The sequence below is a fragment of the Pectobacterium parmentieri genome (assembly GCF_001742145.1).
Classification (GTDB): Bacteria; Pseudomonadota; Gammaproteobacteria; order Enterobacterales; family Enterobacteriaceae; genus Pectobacterium; species Pectobacterium parmentieri.
Map to the genome: position 1 here is coordinate 4,360,295 of NZ_CP015749.1, position 18,543 is coordinate 4,378,837.

Genomic DNA, 18,543 nt, shown 5'->3' on the forward strand with positions numbered 1-18,543 from the left:
TGACACCGACGGGCGATCGACTGACGCAAAGCTGATTAACTCGCCAGTCGCTAATACTGGGTAACATCACCATTCCGGCAGAACGGGGGAATATGCTGGTTGCATAAAATAAAAAATCTGACGGGGTGTTGCGATCGTTTTAGGATTTTTTTTATAAAAATGCTATCTCTGAACTTCCTATTTTTTTAACTGATAGACCTGAGAATTTAATACCTATTCCGTGTTCCGTATCGCCACTCCATCTAAATAAAAAGCCAAACTCATTTTCAATGTCAGGGGAAATGTAAACCTTCATCAATTTAAACGACACATCCTTGTTTTTGTAAACGCTATAAACATATGAAGCTATCTTTTCTTCTGATAGTTTTAAAAATTCATTCTGATTTTTCAGTATGAAGTTAATGTCGCTTACCATTTTTTCATCACTGGAATCTGATTCTAGATAAATCACTTTAATCTTATTCTCATTAAAAATATCAAAGACAATATTTACTGAGATACCTTCATCATCTTCATAAAAATCAAAATCCTCAATGTCCATTTAAAGCTCTCTGTTTATAAATTTTAGGTGATTTAGCATTATTTATTTTTCCACTTGGTAGTGCGGATCTATAGCGTCGTGCTCAATCTTAATGGCCGTAGGCTCGAAGAGTCGGTACTATTACCAGCATATTGGTGTTCGCCACGGTGGAAAGAGATCGAGTTATTACTGGAACCATAATTAATCCTTAGCAACCAGGTTATAAAATAAGTAACCAAAAGGATCATAAGATCCCTTTAAGTATTACATTCTCTGGCATGGATTTTTATTCCTCTCTTATGTTATATTCTGAGGGGCTTGTCCAAGATATAACTTTGTATTTGCCAGAATAAACACCATTACACTTATAATAAGCCATAACCTCTGAAGGATACCAACCATATCCGAATGAAAATAAAGCATCCATCTTGACCAATTCATTTATGATGATTATTTTTTCTTTTTCATCCACAACCTTCTTTACCATAAATTCTTTGGAATAGTTAAAACCAAGTGATTTTACTTTTTCTTTTAAATTATCCCCAAATACTTTAAGTTCCAACACATCGTTTGAAATATCAATAACAATAATGGCGTTGTTTGGCATTGCGCTCATAACACATTCTCCTTCAATATAGGAGGTTTATCCCACTAATATTCTGAGGGTTAAATTACTACGATTTCTATTCAAGAGGGAATGTTGATATAGTAAAAGATAAAAATAATCTATTTATGAGTAATTGGACTCAACTATTATCTTGCAATAAAATCCCTTCATTTTTTCATTGGCGGTAATTAATTCATAAACAATGTCATCATCAATGACATTGTTTATATAACAGGTTAGGTACGAATATTGAATGAAATTAACAAATGAAAAAAACATGTTGTTATAAAATTTTCTATCAGCCACTCCCTTCAATAAAACATTATATCTATCTTCAATGATGTTTATTTCACATACAGAGATAGCGTCTTGTGAAAGGAAAAAGTCCCTTATTTCAAAATAAATCCCTGAATCAACAATCAACGTTACTTCATTTAATTTTTCATAAAACATAGCTCACCTTAATTTAGGCTTATAGGTACTACCGTTAGCACTCTTAGGATGAGAATAGACAGTGACGATTGGTTCGGTAACACGTCCTGTTGCTGGCATAATTGTAGTTGTTGCTGAAAACAAAATATCCGGAAGGATTGTTTTTGGATGTTTTAATTACATTGACTGTTCAATGTTTATATATTCTCTGTTTTTTTTATCAAAAAACACATATAAAAATGAAACATCATTTTTTAAATTAGAGATGTCAATCTGGCCAATAAATAACAACGGACTGTTGTTATTTATTGGCCAGTCAGGAGATTGCAACCATGTTGGTTTTTTCTTTATAAATTTGAAGGACGAGTGTATTTCATTTTTCAATAATATTTCCAATTCCCTTCCTTGAACTCCTTTGCATTTATCGATAAGATGTTTTAGATAATCACCGCTAATATTAATCCATGATGGCTTCACTTTCAGCATAATATCGTATATTTTTTCATGTTCCTCATTGAATTTAAAATCAACCCCCTTGATTTTAAGGAACTGTGAAAGTAAATCTTTTGCATTTATTTCACCAGGTAGTGATAATAAATCGGCTTCAAGAAGATAAGTATATATGCTTCCAGACGCGGTATATGGAGGTATGTTTATTTCTTCAGATAAAATCAATTCAATATCTTTATTGTAATAAATCTCATTTCTAAAATTTTCTGATGAAATACTTCCTTCAAGATAATTTTTTATGATGTCAATTTCACTCATTTTATTTCTCTTATAAATGCCGATACGGTTTGAGAACCGCATGTTGTTATCGAGTTACTTTCTTAAGATTAATTGAGTTGTTAACATTATCACCTTCATGTCGCTGAGAAATATTATGGTGTCATTCATATGATTTTTTATTTGAATCAAGAGGGCGTTTTCGCTTTTTATCAGATCTAAATTCTTGTTGGTAAACCCTCCAGAGCCCTTAGGATAAGCATATTTATTTCCCCAATATCGAGATCCTACCGTGTCCCAATCAGGTATAGGCTTATCAATCGCTCGGTATTAACCCAGAGGATTGTGAACGTAAGCCTGTGGCTTTATCCCCCAATAGCCCTATCGGATCATAGGAGTGATTCCAGTACAGTCGCGCCTTTTATCATGATTAACTATTGAAGACTCGGCCTTTTTAGGACGCGTTTTTGGCCTGTTTAGTACATCCGTAACCTGAACACCCGACGCCCCTTTTTCCCCTGGGCACGCTACCGCCGCGCTATGACTTCCTTGTCTGCCTGCCCCGTATCATAGCAGCGGCGATAGTTGCCAGCATTATCGTTTTGCTGCTATGGCAAGCCCAATCCCAACTCTGTTATCAATTTTAGACGCCGCTGATGGGAAGAGAGCGGCTTTATTACTGGCATGCCAGTGATTGTCACTAATGACGACGTTATTAGATCGTGCGATGTCTGGGACAACTCAATGTTCACGGATGTCCCTGACTGTTAGGCTTGATGCAGCGCCTGACTGACCGCTTGCCGTTGTTCCAATAACGCGGTGCTGGTTCGGTCGCGGGGATAAGCCAGATTGACCGGCAGAATCGCACTAATCCGACCTGGCCGGGGTGACATCACCACCACCCTGTCGGCTAGAAAAACGGCTTCTTCCACGTCATGCGTCACCAGCAATATCGTCAAATCCGTTTGTCGGCGAATCTCCGCCAGACGTTCCTGCAACTGCTGTTTGGTCAGTGCATCAAGCGCGCCGAAGGGTTCATCCAGCAAGAGGATGCGTGGCGTCGACACCAGCCCACGGGCAATCGCTACACGCTGCGCCATCCCGCCCGATAGTTGATGCGGCCATGCGTCAGCAAAGCCTTCCAGCCCCATCATCTGAAGATAGTGTGTAATACGCTGCGTAGCGTCCGCAGAGGCAAGGTTGAGGTTAAGCATGCCGAGGCGAATATTATCCGTCACGGTGAGCCACGGAAACAGGCGCGGTTCCTGAAACACCAGACTAACGTCGTCGGGAATACCGTGCACAGACCGATCGCCAATCAGAATGCGCCCACGTTCGGTGGTATCAATCCCAGCCGCCAAACGCAGCAGCGTCGATTTACCGCAGCCGCTGGCTCCGATGACCGCAACCAGTTCGCCCGCGTGCAGCGACAGATCGATGTCCTGTAACACCGTCAGCGGTGCGCCGTTGACGGTAAAATGCTTGGTAATGTGCTGAAAATGCAGGGACATAGACTCTCCGTTAACGGTCACGCAAAGCGCCAGCGGGTCAGCCGCCGTTCAGATAAAGCAATCAAGCGGGAAAATAGTGCGGCCACGATCGCAATCAGCACCACACCAGCCATGATGCGATCGGATTCAAGCAACTGCTGTGCGCGAATCATCATGCCGCCCAGCCCCTCTCCCGACGGCATGAAATACTCTGCGCCAATGGCTCCGGTCCACGCATGCATCAACGCCAGCCGTAAACCGGAAAAAAGTGGCGGTAATACGCTGGGAAGCACCAGCGTGCGCAACGTCTGTATGGGCGTAAGGCGCAAAACCTGAGCCACTTCCAACAGCGCAGGGGGAAGTTGGGCGATCCCCTGACGGGTTGCCAGCATGACGGGAAAGAACGCGGCTACGGCGATAAATACGATTTTGGCGCTCTCCCCTAAACCGAACCAGGCCGTGATCAGCGGCAGCCAGGCGAATAGCGCCACGCAGCGCAATGCAGACAGCGCCGGATTAAACAGCCTGTCGGCGATGCGCCAGTTGCCGAGTAATGCCCCCACCAGCGCACCGATCCCGCTCCCCAGCAGAAAGCCCTGTAGCGCACGCAGCAGGCTGGCATTCAGGTCGGCCAACAGCCCCCCCTGAACCAGTCCCGACCACAGCGCCTCAATCACATCACTCGGTGCAGGAAGAAAAGCCACGTTCACCCACTCGCGCGTGCTGCTAACCTGCCACAGCGCAACCAGAACCAATGGCGCGAGCCAAGGCGTCAGCGACAAACCCGACAGCGCAGAGCTCAGGCTATCGCGTCCCAGTATCGGCGCAGGCCAGTGGATCCAACGACGCTCCAGCTTCAGCAGCACGCGTTCCCCGGAAAATCCCAGTATCCCGATGATCAAAATGCAGACAAACACCAGATCCAACATAAACAACTGGCGACTTTGTACCAGCAGGTAGCCCAGCCCTTCGCTGGATGCCAGCAACTCAACCGCAATCAGCGCCACCCATCCGGTGGAAAACGCCAGCCGTACCCCCGTCATGACATACGGCAACATCGCGGGCAGAATCAGGTAACGCAGGAAGGCGATGGGCGGTAAACGCAGGCTACGCGCCATTTCATGCAACTTTTGTGGCGTCTGTTGAATACCGGCGCAGGTGTAAAGCGTCACTGGCACCGTCACTGATTTTACCAACACCACCAGTTTCAGCGCTTCACCAATCCCTAATGACAGCATCAAAAGCGGTATCCAGGCCAGCGTAGGAATCTGTGCGATGACGGTGAAGAGTGGCATAAATAGCGCATTCAGGCGTCGATTCAGACCGAACAAACTACCAAGTACCAGACCCAGCGCGATGCCGCCGCTAAAACCAATCGCAAGCCGCATCAGGCTGATGGGCAACTGGTGAATCAGCTCTTCGGGAACAAAATCCCGCGCACTGTCGATGACCGCCAGCGGCGAAGGCAATATTTGCTCAGACATCCACCCGTACCGACTGGCAAGCCACCATCCGGCCAATACCAGCAATGGCACGATCAGCGATGCGATTAACGATATGGTCAGCGCAGGATATCCCGCTGACAGCGCAACCGCGGGCAATGAAGCATCAGAAGCGGAGCGTATTCGCAGTGTGTATTTGGGCATCATGCTCGTCGGTATCCGGCTAGGTTATTTTTGCGTCAGCAGAGATAAACGTGTAATCCCCGCCTGCTCGACATCGGCTAGCAGCGCCGCTACGGCACCATAATTGGCCTCTTTGTCTGCTTGTACCTGCACCACCAAATCGGTATTACTCGCTTTCGCCTGCTGCAAACGCGGCACCAGTTGCTCACGTGCCAGGTTTTCTTTATTGATGAAGACGCGCTGTTCAGCATCAATACTAATCACGATCGGATCGGCGCGATCGGCCGGGGCTACCGCCGCCGTTTTCGGTAGCTGAATAGGAATGGCATTGGTCAGCATCGGCGCAGTAACGATAAACACCACCAGCAATACCAGCATGACATCCACGAGTGGTGTGATATTCATTTCACTCATGACGTCGTCATCATTACGCGAGGTAAAGGCCATCTCACACCACCTCTCTCAAATTCTTTACGGAGAAAGCCGCAGAGGATGGCTCTGTGCTGGCCTGAAACGTACTGACGTGAAAATCATTCGCCTGCATCACGCTGTAAACATCATGGGCAAAGTCATCCATATCCGCGACGGCCAGCTTGAGACGGCGTAAAAAGTAGTTGTAGATCAGCACCGCAGGAACCGCGACCGCAATCCCGATTCCGGTGGCGATCAGTGCGTTACCAATCGGTCCCGCCACAGTGTCGAGACTGGCAGAACCAGATAGTCCGATCTCTTGCAACGCCGCCATAATGCCCCAAACGGTGCCAAACAGGCCGATAAACGGCGACGTACTGCCGATACTCGCCAACACCGCCAGGCCGCTTTCCAGCGAGCGGCGTTCGCGCTGAATCTGCTGTTGCAGCGCGCGCTCGACCCGATCGGGAAGATGGATACTCAAAGCAAGCTGACCGCTAATCCGCTCCGGCGCTTTAACGGCAGCCAATGCCAAATTAGCCAGTGAGCCAGGCTGTTTCGCGCTGGTTTCCGGTGTCTGGCTGACGTCATCCTGCTGCCAGAAAGCCGCACGGAAACGCCGATCGCGCCGCTGTGCCAGCCGGTATTGGGTGAACTTCAACAGCCCCAGCCCCCAGGTGACGAGAGAAAACAACAGCAGTAACAGAACCACTGCGCCTTCAGCAGAAAAAAGTTCAATGTGTCCGAGTGTCATAACCAATACCTCATGAGTTCAGCGAAAAATCGACAGGAACCACCACCCAGCCGCTAACAGGCTGATTGCCGCGCCGCGCTGGAACAAAAGACCAACGCACTACCGTGTCTCTGGCAGCGTCGTCCAGCGACGGGTAGCCGCTTGATTGATGAATACGAATGGTTTGCACCTTGCCGTCAGCACGTACCTGCACATTTAGCAGCACCGTGCCTTCATAACCGCGGCTAATCGCCACATCGGGATAAGACGGCGCAGGGTTATGCAGGTAATCAGCATTGGCCAGCGGCGGCGTCAGTGGCGCATCAACGGGCTGTACCGCCGTCTTTTGCGCTATCGGGGCAGGCGTTATTGGTGCCGCTGCCGATGCGGTTTCCGTCTGGAGCTGCTGCGTTGGCTTAGGCGCAGGGGCGCTCTTTTTCACCGGTGTCTTTTTCAGTACAGGTTCAGGTTTTTTCTCCGGGGCCGGTTTTTCCGGGGCTGGGGGTAGCAATGCACGTTCATCCACCAGCGGCTCGGTTATCGTCGGCTCTTCCAGCGGCTGCGGCGTCGGTGTCTCAGGTTCGGCAACCGAAACGACCTCTTGCTGCACAGGCTCTGCCACCATAGAAACCAGTTCAACGCTGACAGGCTGTGGCCGGGCAGGCACTGTAGCCGGTGGCGTTGCCGCGCTGTTGAACAACGCCAGCACCGCTGCGTGCAATAGCAACGTCGCTATTACCGCTAGCCAGCGTTCCGGTCGGGATGAAATCGCCGTATTGAGCTGCGGTAAACGCGGCTGCACCGTGCCGTTCACCTGCTGAGTGTTAGCATGCGGCGTTGGCTCCGGTGAATAGGGCCGGGATATCGGTGCGGCTCCCGCATAGAGTAATTCCGTCATGATGGGTTGCTCCTGACAATATATCTTTATCGCCCTATTTTACGTTGCAGGCGTCAATGACTATTTCACCTGGAATAGCGATTGGGGTAATCAATTCTTCCCGACTATTTAATAAAGTCAACGTATGTATCTGCATATCTATATTCATTTCATTCTTTATTTAATAAGACGATAGCGTTAATAATCGACGCCCAGACTAAAGGGAAAAATTGCTTCCAGGCTAATGCATAGTTGGAATAGTTTTTTTTCGTCCGCTGCATAGCGGTGAAATAGACGATGAATACTGATTTAGCTATTTATTAAAAATAATAATGCTTTTTTTGTATTAGTCAGTTTATTGCCAAGCCTTTAAATGTGGTTCTGCAACGATATGACGCCGTTCAAAACAGGCGCAATAACACAATTTCTATTCATCGATTTCATTACTGGCGGGTAAAAATAATGACGACATCAGGACGAAAATGGTTAGTGACCAGCGTATTGGCAATGGGTATCGCCTGGTCAGGCATCACCTCCGCAATCACTGAAATTCGGATTGCCGCGCCAGACATTGGCGCGGGTACAAAACCCAGCGGCGGTGGCCTGCTCGATGTCATCCACAGTCAAAAACTGCTGGAGCGCGAGTTTAGCAAAGATGGGATCAGCGTACGCTGGACGTTCATCAAAGGCGCTGGCCCCGTCATTAATGAAGCGTTTGGCAACCATCAGGTCGATGTAGCCTATCTGGGCGATTTAGCCAGCATTATCGGTCGGTCGCGCGGCCTGGATACCCGCGTGATCGCCGTAGCGTCACGCGGCATCAATCACTATCTGGCCGTGGCAAAAGGCTCCGGTATTGAGAAAATTATCGACCTGAAAGGCAAACGCATCGGGATTTTTCGTGGAACGGCAGGTGAACTTTCCTTTGTCAGCGCGCTTGATTCACAAGGCCTGAAACCGTCTGACGTTAAACTGATTAATCTCGATTTCGCGGCAGCCAGCGCGGCGTTAGCAGCCGGACAGATTGACGCCACCTGGGGCGGTAGCAATACGCTTTCATTACGGGACAAAGGGCTGGCAGATATTCCACTCTCCAGCCGCGACCTGAACGGGGCGGGTCAGCTCAGCGGCTTCCTGTTGGTGGATGAGAAATTTGCCAAAGGCAACGAAGATATTCTGCGGCGCTTAGTTAAAGTTCAGCGAGAAGCAGCAAACTGGGCTAGCGACAATAAAAATAAAGATGAATTTATTCGGCTATTAGCGACCCAGTCAGGCTACCCGGAAAATATATTACGCGTCGAGTGGGATACGTTACCGCCATTAACTGAGCGACTTTCACCCGAATTGGATACCGCTTTCGTGGAAAAATTAAAACGCGCCGTCACATTAGCCGATGAATCGCGTCTTATTCGGCAACCGTTTGATGTCGATAAATGGCTGGATGATTCTTATCTAAAAGCAACACAGTAATTTACCCCCCCCAAAATTATAACCACGTATTGCCGTGATATTCACGGCAATCGGCCACCTATTGACGACATTCGGAAGACGCCATGTATTTTAAAAAGCACCAACCGTATTTAAAAAAACACCAGCACAAAATAACGTCAGGCATTTTAATGAGCTGCGTTTTAACGCTCCCCGCCACAACGCAGGCAGCCGATCCGCAAATCGCAACGGATAATGTTCCTCAAACCGAGGCGACAACCGCCGCCCCCGTCCAACTAAAACGCGTGAAAGTGAACGCCCAACGTGCACCCATTCAGCCACCGACCACGCTGGCATCGGTAATCGACGGCAAAACGCTCGAAGAAGAGCGGCTCTACCGCTTTGAGGAGCTGTCACAGCTAGTGACAGGTCTGGATGTCGATACCGTCGATGTGATGGATACGACCGTGACCATCCGTGGGATTGGCGATGGTGGCGAGAGCGGCACCAATATCGGTATGCCGGGCAGCGTGGGGCTGTTTGTCGATGGCGTCTATTTGTCCCGCCCCGGCGTTATCTCTAACGATTTGCTGGATATCGACAGCACCCGCGTGCTCAAAGGCCCGCAGGGTGCCGCCTATGGCTTTAATACTACCGGCGGCGCGATTGATATTCGCACCCGCAAACCGACTTTCACCCCCGAATATTCACTAGAGCAATCGTTCGGACAACGCGGCTATCTGCAATCCAAACTGATGGCATCCGGGCCACTCAGCGACCACTGGGCAGGGCGCATCAATCTGTCACGCACTGAACGCGGCGGAAATGTCACGAATATCGAAAACGGCCATAAACTCGGAGGCAGCACCAATAACGGCGTGCGCGGCCAATTGCTGTATCAACCCAATGAAAGCTTTAGCCTCAGAATCACCGGCGACTACAGCGATTCGACTCAGCGCCCCGTTTCGGTTCTGGTGAGCGCAACCGACGCTTTTCGCACTCGCGCCGAACAAACGGGCCTTAAGGTCGTCGGCGGTCGTCAAGTCGCCATGGATGACGAGAACGTCATTCGTGTTGCGCAAGGCGGCGGCTCGGTCGAGGCCAACTGGAAACTGAAGAGTGGATTTAGCCTGAATTCCCTCTCCTCATTGCGCTATTTCCGCGTCTTGCCCAGTACGGCGGACAACTGGAACATTCCGCTCTATAACGACAGCGGTGCCGATGTACGCGATCGCGTCTGGTCACAAAGCTTTTGGCTGGATTCGCCCAAAGGCAATAAGGTCGATTACTCACTCGGCGTCGATTACTGGGGAGAGAACCTCGATACCGAGGTAAACAGTCGCTACTACAACGACAATCGCGTGCGGACGTGGGTAGGGAATGGCTATCAGGGTATTAACGTGCAGCGCTTTGGTACGCTAGATGACACCGTTTATTCCGTCTATGGTCGCGGAACCTGGCACGCTGCCGATAAGCTGGACGTCATCGTCGGCCTGCGCCACACCTACGAGAAAAAAGAGGGAACGTTTGTCCGCAGGAACCGCGCAACCTTCGATTCTGGCCCACTCTCGCAAACCAACCGCCTGCCTTCAGGCTCTGTCAGCCTGAACTGGTTTGCGGCACCCAACGTCACTCCTTACCTCACGCTGGGCTACGGGGAAAAATCCGGCGGCCTGAACGTGTCATCCGGGGCAGCAAGGCAGTTGGGGATTGACTCGTTGTACGTCGATCCAGAGAAAACTCGCTCGGCGGAGCTGGGGGTTAAAACCCACTGGCTACAGCGCAAAGTGGAATGGAATACCGCGCTGTTCTGGAGCGTCGTCGAAGATTTCCAGAATAACGCCTATGACGAAGAAACGGATACCAGCTACCTGATTAATGCCGGGAAATTCCGCTCACGCGGCGGGGAATCTCAGCTAACGCTACGCCCGCTTGATGGTCTGAGCATCAGTCTGGCCGGTACGCTGCTGGATGCCAGTTATCTGAACTTCCCTAACGCCCGCTGCCCGGCAGAAATTTCCGCCGTCTCGTGCGATATGTCAGGAAAGCGCGTCTTCAAATCCCCCACGCTGAGCTACAACACGCGCGTGCGTTATCAGTGGGATACGCCAAACAATCTGCAAGCTTCGGTTTCCGGGCAATGGTCATGGCGGAGCTGGGCTTACGGTACGCTCGATGATTCCGAGAGCAACCGTATTCCGGCCTACGGCGTCCTGAACCTGTCTAGCGGGCTGAGCGGCAAGCAAGGTGACAACCGCTGGAACGTATCGCTGTGGGTGAAAAATGCGTTGGATAAGAACTACTACCGCTCCGTCAGAGGCTCCAGCGCCACGACAGGCGTGATTGGCGAACCGCGCATGGTCGGGATATCGGTCGGGTACGACTTCAAGGGGTAATGTCATGAAGCAGATGACGTATTCACGCCGACGCTTCCTACGTGACAGCACGCTGCTGGCGCTGTCGGCACCGTTCTGGACCTCTGCTGCTGCGCCTTTGGCAGCGGCTTCCAACCGCACTGGCGAAGCCGCGCCGCAGGCCAGCCTGCGCTGGCTGGACGGGCAGATCCCCCGTTCGTTTACGGGCGTCACCTGGGGTGTGCCCTGGCCGCAGGGGGCGGTGCGCAGCGATAGCGATTTCGCGTTGTACGACGCGCAGCAGCAAGCCTATAGCCTGCAAAGCTGGCCACTCGCCCGCTGGCCAGACGGCTCGATTAAATGGTCGGCACATGCTCTGGGCGGCGATGCCGCGCCGAAAGACGGCCTGACGCTGCGTCCGATTTCCGTTAAGGACGTGCCGACAGGTTCAGAGATGGTTAGCGAACACGCGCGCGGCTGGACAATCGATACCGGCCATATTCGCTGCGTCATTCCACGTTCAGGTTCTCGCCTGATCGAAGAAATATGGCGAGATGGTCGGCTAGCGTTAACCAACGGCAGGTTGGTGCTGCGTATGCAGCGCGGAGCAGAGACAGACAGTACGCTGGCGCAGGACGCCTATCAGGGGGTGATCGACACGGTTACCGTGGAGCAAAGCGGGTCGCAGCGCACGGTGATTGCGCTACGCGGCACGCATCACGCCGAACCACAGGGGGTTGCGCACATCCCCTTTATTATCCGGCTGTATAGCTATGCGAATACCGATTCGCTGCGCGTGGTGCACACCTTACTCTATGACAACGACAACGATCTCCTCAGCCTGAAAGGACTTGGGCTGGCGTTCGACGTTCCGTTACGGGGAGAGTTGCACGATCGTCATGTACGCTTCGTCTCGGATCAGGGCGGGCTTTTTCGTGAAGCGGTACGCGGTCTGAGCGGATTACGCCGCGATCCTGGTGCGGCCGTTATCGCTGCCCAGCTAGCGGGGCAAGCGACGCCGCCGATAGCAAATTTCTCACCGGAGGTCGGCAAACGGCTGGATTATATTCCCGCGTTTGGCAGCTATCGCCTGACCCAGCACCATCCCGACGGTTTTCAGATCCATAAGCGTACCGCGACTGGACAGGGTTGGCTGCTTTCCGCCACGGGAGAACGGGCAGCAGGCGTCGGCTATCTGGGCACGCCAACAGGCGGCGTGGCATTTGGCCTACGCAATTTCTGGCAGAGCTACCCCGCCTGTCTGGAAATCGACAATGCCCACACCGACGTGGCAACCGTCACGCTGTGGCTGTGGTCGCCGTGGGCAGAAGCGATGGATATGCGCTTTTATCATGATGGCTTGGGTCAGGATACCCATGACAAACAGCGCGAAGGGCTGGCGATCACCTATGAAGATTACGAACCGGGATTCGGCTCGGCGGTCGGCGTAGCACGCACCAGCGAGCTGTTTATCGATGTGCTGCCCGCAACGCCCGACGCGGAAAATCTGGTGACGCGAGCACGGCGTATGCAGCAACCGCCGCTGCTGGTGGCAAACTCACCGGATTTGTATCGTGCGCAGGCATTTGGATCGATGTGGGCTCCGGCCTCCGCGGCAACACCTGCACGAACCCGTCTGGAGGCGCAGTTGGGGGCGTATTTCGACGCCTACCAGCAGGAGGTCGAGCAACGAAAATGGTACGGCTTTTGGGATTTCGGCGATGTCATGCACACCTATGACAGCGACCGTCACGTCTGGCGCTACGATGTGGGCGGCTACGCATGGGATAACTCAGAGCTGAGTACCGATCTGTGGCTCTGGTATTACTTCCTGCACAGCGGACGCGCCGACGTGTTTCGTATGGCAGAAGCCATGACGCGCCACACCGGTGAAGTTGACGTGCATCATCTGGGGCGCTTTAGCCCGCTAGGGTCCCGGCACAATGTCCGCCACTGGGGCGACAGCGCCAAACAGTTGCGTATTTCTACCGTCGCTAATCGCCGTTTTCTCTATTACCTCACCGCCGATGAACGCATCGGTGAACTGATGGATGAACAGGTTGAGGCGCTGCGCACGCTAAGTGCGGTGCTGCCCGGCCGCAAAATCGGCCAGACGTATCCCGACAACCCAAATCATATCAGTCTGGGTTTCGGCACCGACTGGGGTGCCGTGGCGGCTGCCTGGCTCACCGCTTGGGAGCGCCACGGCGATCCAGCGATGCGCGAACGCTTGCTCAACAGCATGCAAACGCTGGCCGCTCAGCCACACGGTTTTTTCACTGGTAGCGCAGCCATCGACCCTGATACCGGCAGATTCCTTCCCGCGCCTGCGGGTCAGGTAGAAATTTCGCATTTGAGCGCGGTTTTTGGTCTGACAGAAATCTGTAGTGAGCTGGTTGAGGTGCTGCCCGATCCGGCTTTTACGCACGCGTGGCTCGACTACTGTCGGCTGTATAACGATCCGATCGCGTTAAGCGCAGCCGTAGGTAAAACGGTGAAAAAGCTCAATCTGGCTCAAGGCCATGCCCGGCTGACTGCGTTTGCCGCACGACGGTTGAACGATCGTGCGCTGGCGCAGCGGGCGTGGGCAGAATTTACCGCCGGCAGCGGCGGCATTGCTAACCCAACACTCACGCAGCGACGCCTGACACCGCCTGACGTGCTTTACCCCATCAACGAACCGGTGATCAATTCCACCATTGATAAACATTCCGGCAGTACCGCGGTAACCAATCTGGCGACCAACGCCGTCGCCCAATGGGGATTAGCCGCCATCGCCCTGCTGGCCTTGCTGGATGACATTCCCGCTTCTTCTTAATGCCGCCACTCGGCGGCACGTTACAGGACATCATCATGATTGACCCTAGCTGTACTGAAAACACGCTCCTCCTGTCGCCGCAGACAGGCGGCACGCACGACATTATCGAGTCCCCCCACCGTGCAGCGCTTATCTGGTCCACTGATTCAAACGGCCAGCCGCTACGCTGGCAGGTGGAGCGGGAAGACCCTGAACATACAGCGATCCAGACTACGCCTGAGCGTCTGACGTTGGAGAGCGCTGCTGGGCTAACACTCTGGCTGGATGCACAGCTCTCAGGCACCTATCGCATCGCCTTCACACGGGAAATTCTGGTTGCGGATCGCCCACACGACCGCGTGTCCGACCTTAACCAGTTCTGGGCCGCCCGCGATCTGCATAATCCGAAGCTGTTTGCCCGGCACGGCAAGCTCAACGAATATGACAGTCTGAACCTGTACTATGTCGGGATGGGTGGGAACTGGAACAGCACCACGCGCTTTCGTTACTACGATGGTCACGGCGAGCGCCTGCTACTTGGCGAATACACTGATGCCGCGCATCTGCTGCGTCCTAACCATCGCTATCGCATCGTGATTGACGTGGATCGGCGGGAAACGCGTTTCTGGGTTGATGACGTGCTCTATTTCCGCGCCAGCTACCCGAACACGCCTGCTCCGGGTTATTTCGGCTTTCGGACGGTATTTTCACGTCAGGAAATCAGCGAGTTCAGCATCACCCCGCTGTAAGCGACACTGGCACGCCGTGCAGGTCGCCGTCGACCTGTACGAAAGTGTCGATCAGTTTATGCACCAGCAGAGACAGACGGGCGTCCGCCAGATAAATGATGCCGTAGTGGGTGTAAAATTCGTCGGTGTTGTCGTCTAAGCCTGCAATCTTCAACATATGAATGCCGTGCCGATCGGGCTCATTGAAATGATTCGTCGTCCCGATAGCATCCGAATGGCGTACCACGTCCAGCAGACTGTAGCCATTTTCACACTCAATATTGGTGCGGATATCCAGCTTACCGCTCAGTTGCACCAGCGCACGGTGCAGGTTGGGTGGACGAATCGTTGCTGCCAGCGGGTAGGAAAAGAATTGCTCGACGGTAATCTCTTCCTGAACCGCCAACGGGTGCCCGCTGCGGCAGCAAAACCCCCAACGATGCTGGCTCAGCGGCTGTACCCGATAGCGGGTATCGAATTCAAAATTACGCATATCCGCTACAATGAAATCCAGTTCTTCGGCCATGAGTCGATGGCCCAGCGCCTGCCAGTTATCAACACGAAAGACCATCCGCACCTTGGGATACAGCCGGGAGAACGCCCCAATCACCTGCGGCATCAGCCAGGCGGCAGGTGCCGGGCCGCAGCCAAAATTCACTTCGCCCGCTTCTTTTTCATTGAACTGCTGGATATCGTTAAATAGATCGTGTGTCTGATTAATCAGGCGACGTGCATGTTCCAGCACCACCAGTCCTTTCGGCGTGGGCTCCAACTGGTTCATGCGATCGATCAGACGGGTGCCGATGGTTTGTTCCAGAGACTGGATGCTGCGGCTAAAGGCAGATTGGGACAGCTTCATCGCCTGTGCCGCCGACGTAAAATTGCGATGCTCAATCAGGGCAATAAAGTGACGCAGTTGGCGAAGATCGATATTCATAGCGAGGCGTGTAATCAGGACGGAAGGAGTTTTCAGGCTAACAGGTTTGGTCGTGCAGAAAAAAGAATAAAACCGTTTTTTATATGCTCAGTAGTTATATGTACAAGGGCGCGGCTAGCGTATGACACCTCATTTCAACACTGTCATCCGTACACAACGCTTTGCCGCCTACCATAGCAACAGAAATAGCCACAGCCCCTCAACCATAAAGGCCGCTGGCTGGAAGCGTTGAGCTTTATGACTGGGATGCCAGCGATCGTCACGGTGGAACGCGGCAGGTTGATTATTGAGACCGAGATTACTCTGTAGCGGCTAACCAGACCATAAAGTAAAAAGGCAGAAGGATCGTTGTAATCGCTTCCGGCTATTTTTAGTGTGGTTCCGTTAGCTTTTATCATTTTTTATCAATGCGATTCCCTTGGGGTTACTCCAATCTAAACTTTCTTTTAGAATCGAGAGCGCATCTGTATTATTATCAATGCTATACACCTCATCAAATTTATCACAATCAACTAAAGTTAACGCTGCCCAATAATCTATTTGGCTTAAAAAATCATTAAATAATAAATGAATTGGATTATTAGTTGTATCTATGTGTTTGTTGATGCACCATTCGAAATCAGAAATTTCGCTCCCCTTCAAAACATATGCTGAATAACTATTCAAACAAACATGCTTACCTAGTAATATTTCATAAGATTGAATGTTTTTATCAAATTCAAATAAAACCAAATCATTCCATTTATATAGTTGGGGGGCTTGAGAATATTTTTCTTCACCCCATTCAATATAAACCTCCTTCCAATTAAGAACGTTAATATCTATATTATTTGGCAGTAAAATTGCAAATGAAACATCCATAAGATCACCTTCCTAAATTTCCGCTAGTGGGATGAAAAATGATTGACTCTCCCTCTTTCATCCACCTTTCCCTCATGTCAGAATATATTATTATGAGAGTTTTATCTATCCCTGGAATTATTTCCGAAAAATTACGCTGCGATTTCATAGTCCACCGAGGGGGTGATAATCCAGTGTCGAATGTTTGCGATGCTGATTATAAAACACCTCAATATAATTGAATATCGCGTTCATCGCTTGTTCTCTGCTGACAAACAGCTTTGCTGTCCCACTGGCAGACTGCGGAACGGCAAAGCGTCACGATAAACCCCAGTTCAGCAACAAACGAGTACTGGCAGCGGTGCCAGTCGCTGCTATGATGTGGTGCAGGCAGACAGGGATGTCACAGTATGACGGTAGCGTGTCTGGGTACAAACGTGTGCGTCGGAAGTTGTGGGGTATTAAGTTGTTAAATAGGCCGAAATCGCCGCCAGAAAAGGCAATGACTTCAATAGCAAGGCACTAAAATTTAAAATGGCGGAGTAAACTTCTCCGGGCAATAAAAGTACTAAACAGTAATATGTTCATATTTATAATCGGAAATATAAACCATGAATAGCGATGCAAAAATAAATTTTAACTTTGATTGTTCTCAACTTATTTCTTTCAAGTTTAGCGATACAGATAGGAATCAACTCAAAGGATTAGAGTTGATTGAAAATATGGGATTCAATGTATTAATTGATCATAATATTAAAGAAGTGAAGAAAGAGTATTTTAGATCCAATAATGATGAGTTTTTTATTGAATTTGAAGATAAAGAATTTGTTGGTGATATTGAGGATTGGAGCGACTTCGATAACCCCCCCGAACGAATTATAGATTTTGTGAACAGTATATTGAGACTAAAGGAATTAAATGGATTGCGAGGCGTTAGTATATTCATTTCTATTTTTTCTGAATTGGGTAAAACATCCAATTGCATTATTGATATAAGTCCGGAGGAAATGATGAAAACTCTCTATTTTATGTCAAGAAGCAATTTTGATGTTTGGGTTGATAATTTAACCATACATTTAATTGACTAGCCTTTATTTTACGGTGCCGATGATTGGACTGGACGACTGTGATGAGGAGAGTTGGTGGATGATAATGGGGAAATGACGCTGGTATAATAATAAAGGTGGCTAAAAATAAAGTAGCCGGAAGGAATAGGGTGATCTTTTCGGCATGTTTTAGTCAAAGTGAGCATTAAATAATAATGTTAAATCAATAAAATTCTCTATTTCACTTTCGCGTCACCTTAAAATTAACACAAAAATCGTAAAATGATGAAAATATAATTGCTACACTATTAGGATTATCATTGATTTTCTATCTAATAGACTTAACGAAATCGCTTTTAATATCAATCCAATAATCCGGCATGCTGTCACGATGGAGTGGGGCTGGATTATTATTGAGGTCAAGGTTAATCTGTAATGGATAACTAACATGTAAAATAAAAAATGGAAGGAGTATGGGGGATTCAGGATATTATCTTAATATCATTCAGATAAAATCAACTCGGATATATTATCGATCATTTTATCCTTAAAGAAACCATCATTATATAATAATTTAAGGTATGATAAATCGAGAAAATGTTCTATAAAATTAACACCATATTTTTCTAAGAAAACGATCATGTCCGAGAAAAAAAACGTATCATCAGAATCTAAATCAAGAGCACTATCTATATTAATTGTATCAAAACCCGGTATTTTATTGAACCTAAAGGAAATTCCACATGTATAGTGCGTTAACTTAGCAACATCTCTTGATTGATCAACGCAAATTCCAACTTCAAAGGTAAAGTTATTACTATATCTAGATTTTTGCAATGCAATTATTATTGCAACATCCTTCTCGCTCTTTCGCCAAGAATTTCGTTTTTTAATAAAACCATTACATTTAAAAACAGAATTAATTTTTGAAACTACACTCTTTTCGTCCATGATTTGCATCACTAGTTAAGGTTTATGGATTATAAGCAGCT

General features: G+C 49.6%; 19 protein-coding genes. 6 read left to right on the top strand and 13 right to left on the bottom strand.

Features of this window, described 5'->3' with window-relative positions; translation table 11 throughout:
* Positions 1-151 precede the first annotated feature (151 nt).
* From A8F97_RS19775 to A8F97_RS19815, 9 genes are all read right to left on the bottom strand, one after another.
* Complete coding sequence (locus tag A8F97_RS19775; protein ID WP_025919703.1) at positions 152-541, bottom strand: hypothetical protein; 390 nt, start codon at positions 539-541, stop codon at positions 152-154.
* 265 nt (positions 542-806) lie between these two features.
* On the bottom strand, positions 807-1,136 hold the full coding sequence (locus tag A8F97_RS19780; protein WP_014701914.1) for a hypothetical protein: 330 nt from the start codon (positions 1,134-1,136) through the stop codon (positions 807-809).
* Between the two features lie 114 nt (positions 1,137-1,250).
* Positions 1,251-1,580 carry a hypothetical protein gene (locus A8F97_RS19785; protein ID WP_014701913.1) on the bottom strand — a complete coding sequence of 110 codons (330 nt, stop codon included), beginning with the start codon at positions 1,578-1,580 and terminating at the stop codon, positions 1,251-1,253.
* 156 nt (positions 1,581-1,736) lie between these two features.
* Positions 1,737-2,327 (bottom strand): hypothetical protein, encoded by a 591-nt coding sequence (locus A8F97_RS19790; RefSeq protein ID WP_033072486.1) that lies wholly within the window; start codon positions 2,325-2,327, stop codon positions 1,737-1,739.
* A 725-nt stretch (positions 2,328-3,052) separates the two neighbouring features.
* Positions 3,053-3,796 (bottom strand): ABC transporter ATP-binding protein, encoded by a 744-nt coding sequence (locus tag A8F97_RS19795; RefSeq protein ID WP_015731473.1) that lies wholly within the window; start codon positions 3,794-3,796, stop codon positions 3,053-3,055.
* A 17-nt stretch (positions 3,797-3,813) separates the two neighbouring features.
* Entirely contained in the window at positions 3,814-5,424 is a 1,611-nt protein-coding gene (locus A8F97_RS19800) for an ABC transporter permease (RefSeq protein WP_014701910.1), read from the bottom strand.
* A 21-nt stretch (positions 5,425-5,445) separates the two neighbouring features.
* Entirely contained in the window at positions 5,446-5,847 is a 402-nt protein-coding gene (locus tag A8F97_RS19805) for an ExbD/TolR family protein (RefSeq protein ID WP_025919698.1), read from the bottom strand.
* 1 nt (position 5,848) lies between these two features.
* The gene (locus tag A8F97_RS19810; RefSeq protein WP_033072487.1) at positions 5,849-6,565 is read right to left on the bottom strand and encodes a MotA/TolQ/ExbB proton channel family protein; all 717 of its coding nucleotides are present in this window, start codon (positions 6,563-6,565) and stop codon (positions 5,849-5,851) included.
* A 10-nt stretch (positions 6,566-6,575) separates the two neighbouring features.
* Positions 6,576-7,442 (bottom strand): energy transducer TonB, encoded by an 867-nt coding sequence (locus A8F97_RS19815; RefSeq protein ID WP_033072488.1) that lies wholly within the window; start codon positions 7,440-7,442, stop codon positions 6,576-6,578.
* Between the two features lie 441 nt (positions 7,443-7,883).
* Here A8F97_RS19815 and A8F97_RS19820 point away from each other — a divergent pair, with 441 nt between their 5' ends.
* The 4 genes from A8F97_RS19820 to A8F97_RS19835 all read left to right on the top strand — a co-directional run bounded on the left by A8F97_RS19820 (position 7,884) and on the right by A8F97_RS19835 (position 14,749).
* Positions 7,884-8,891, top strand: a complete 1,008-nt coding sequence (locus A8F97_RS19820) for an ABC transporter substrate-binding protein (RefSeq protein WP_033072489.1) — start codon at positions 7,884-7,886, stop codon at positions 8,889-8,891.
* An 83-nt stretch (positions 8,892-8,974) separates the two neighbouring features.
* Positions 8,975-11,245 (top strand): TonB-dependent receptor, encoded by a 2,271-nt coding sequence (locus A8F97_RS19825; protein ID WP_033072490.1) that lies wholly within the window; start codon positions 8,975-8,977, stop codon positions 11,243-11,245.
* Between the two features lie 4 nt (positions 11,246-11,249).
* Positions 11,250-14,021 carry an exo-rhamnogalacturonan lyase family protein gene (locus tag A8F97_RS19830; protein ID WP_033072491.1) on the top strand — a complete coding sequence of 924 codons (2,772 nt, stop codon included), beginning with the start codon at positions 11,250-11,252 and terminating at the stop codon, positions 14,019-14,021.
* A gap of 35 nt (positions 14,022-14,056) precedes the next feature.
* Entirely contained in the window at positions 14,057-14,749 is a 693-nt protein-coding gene (locus A8F97_RS19835) for a DUF6250 domain-containing protein (protein WP_025919693.1), read from the top strand.
* Here the strand turns inward: A8F97_RS19835 and A8F97_RS19840 are convergent.
* Positions 14,736-15,665, bottom strand: a complete 930-nt coding sequence (locus A8F97_RS19840) for a LysR family transcriptional regulator (RefSeq protein WP_014701902.1) — start codon at positions 15,663-15,665, stop codon at positions 14,736-14,738. The genes A8F97_RS19835 and A8F97_RS19840 overlap by 14 nt on opposite strands.
* Before the next feature lie 219 nt (positions 15,666-15,884).
* Between A8F97_RS19840 and A8F97_RS23605 the strand changes: the two genes are divergently transcribed.
* Positions 15,885-15,974 carry a SymE family type I addiction module toxin gene (locus A8F97_RS23605; protein ID WP_102990945.1) on the top strand — a complete coding sequence of 30 codons (90 nt, stop codon included), beginning with the start codon at positions 15,885-15,887 and terminating at the stop codon, positions 15,972-15,974.
* A 75-nt stretch (positions 15,975-16,049) separates the two neighbouring features.
* On the opposite strand, the gene A8F97_RS19845 is transcribed toward A8F97_RS23605, so the two are convergent.
* A complete protein-coding gene (locus A8F97_RS19845) occupies positions 16,050-16,526 on the bottom strand; it encodes a hypothetical protein (RefSeq protein ID WP_033072492.1) in 477 nt (158 codons plus the stop codon).
* Between the two features lie 144 nt (positions 16,527-16,670).
* Complete coding sequence (locus tag A8F97_RS25270; protein WP_121313432.1) at positions 16,671-16,760, bottom strand: hypothetical protein; 90 nt, start codon at positions 16,758-16,760, stop codon at positions 16,671-16,673.
* A gap of 356 nt (positions 16,761-17,116) precedes the next feature.
* Here A8F97_RS25270 and A8F97_RS19850 point away from each other — a divergent pair, with 356 nt between their 5' ends.
* Positions 17,117-17,593 carry a hypothetical protein gene (locus A8F97_RS19850; protein ID WP_014701900.1) on the top strand — a complete coding sequence of 159 codons (477 nt, stop codon included), beginning with the start codon at positions 17,117-17,119 and terminating at the stop codon, positions 17,591-17,593.
* A 459-nt stretch (positions 17,594-18,052) separates the two neighbouring features.
* Here the strand turns inward: A8F97_RS19850 and A8F97_RS19855 are convergent, their stop codons facing one another.
* The gene (locus tag A8F97_RS19855) at positions 18,053-18,502 is read right to left on the bottom strand and encodes a DUF4304 domain-containing protein (RefSeq protein ID WP_227001564.1); all 450 of its coding nucleotides are present in this window, start codon (positions 18,500-18,502) and stop codon (positions 18,053-18,055) included.
* Positions 18,503-18,543: the final 41 nt, after the last annotated feature.

What these genes read in the sequence shown, in the direction of transcription:
- A8F97_RS19775 (WP_025919703.1), bottom strand. Translation starts at nt 541, where the DNA reads ATGGACATTGAGGATTTTGATTTTTATGAAGATGATGAAGGTATCTCA.
- A8F97_RS19780 (WP_014701914.1), bottom strand. Translation starts at nt 1,136, where the DNA reads ATGAGCGCAATGCCAAACAACGCCATTATTGTTATTGATATTTCAAAC.
- A8F97_RS19785 (WP_014701913.1), bottom strand. Translation starts at nt 1,580, where the DNA reads ATGTTTTATGAAAAATTAAATGAAGTAACGTTGATTGTTGATTCAGGG.
- A8F97_RS19790 (WP_033072486.1), bottom strand. Translation starts at nt 2,327, where the DNA reads ATGAGTGAAATTGACATCATAAAAAATTATCTTGAAGGAAGTATTTCA.
- A8F97_RS19795 (WP_015731473.1), bottom strand. Translation starts at nt 3,796, where the DNA reads ATGTCCCTGCATTTTCAGCACATTACCAAGCATTTTACCGTCAACGGC.
- A8F97_RS19800 (WP_014701910.1), bottom strand. Translation starts at nt 5,424, where the DNA reads ATGATGCCCAAATACACACTGCGAATACGCTCCGCTTCTGATGCTTCA.
- A8F97_RS19805 (WP_025919698.1), bottom strand. Translation starts at nt 5,847, where the DNA reads ATGGCCTTTACCTCGCGTAATGATGACGACGTCATGAGTGAAATGAAT.
- A8F97_RS19810 (WP_033072487.1), bottom strand. Translation starts at nt 6,565, where the DNA reads ATGACACTCGGACACATTGAACTTTTTTCTGCTGAAGGCGCAGTGGTT.
- A8F97_RS19815 (WP_033072488.1), bottom strand. Translation starts at nt 7,442, where the DNA reads ATGACGGAATTACTCTATGCGGGAGCCGCACCGATATCCCGGCCCTAT.
- A8F97_RS19820 (WP_033072489.1), top strand. Translation starts at nt 7,884, where the DNA reads ATGACGACATCAGGACGAAAATGGTTAGTGACCAGCGTATTGGCAATG.
- A8F97_RS19825 (WP_033072490.1), top strand. Translation starts at nt 8,975, where the DNA reads ATGTATTTTAAAAAGCACCAACCGTATTTAAAAAAACACCAGCACAAA.
- A8F97_RS19830 (WP_033072491.1), top strand. Translation starts at nt 11,250, where the DNA reads ATGAAGCAGATGACGTATTCACGCCGACGCTTCCTACGTGACAGCACG.
- A8F97_RS19835 (WP_025919693.1), top strand. Translation starts at nt 14,057, where the DNA reads ATGATTGACCCTAGCTGTACTGAAAACACGCTCCTCCTGTCGCCGCAG.
- A8F97_RS19840 (WP_014701902.1), bottom strand. Translation starts at nt 15,665, where the DNA reads ATGAATATCGATCTTCGCCAACTGCGTCACTTTATTGCCCTGATTGAG.
- A8F97_RS19845 (WP_033072492.1), bottom strand. Translation starts at nt 16,526, where the DNA reads ATGGATGTTTCATTTGCAATTTTACTGCCAAATAATATAGATATTAAC.
- A8F97_RS25270 (WP_121313432.1), bottom strand. Translation starts at nt 16,760, where the DNA reads ATGAACGCGATATTCAATTATATTGAGGTGTTTTATAATCAGCATCGC.
- A8F97_RS19850 (WP_014701900.1), top strand. Translation starts at nt 17,117, where the DNA reads ATGAATAGCGATGCAAAAATAAATTTTAACTTTGATTGTTCTCAACTT.
- A8F97_RS19855 (WP_227001564.1), bottom strand. Translation starts at nt 18,502, where the DNA reads ATGGACGAAAAGAGTGTAGTTTCAAAAATTAATTCTGTTTTTAAATGT.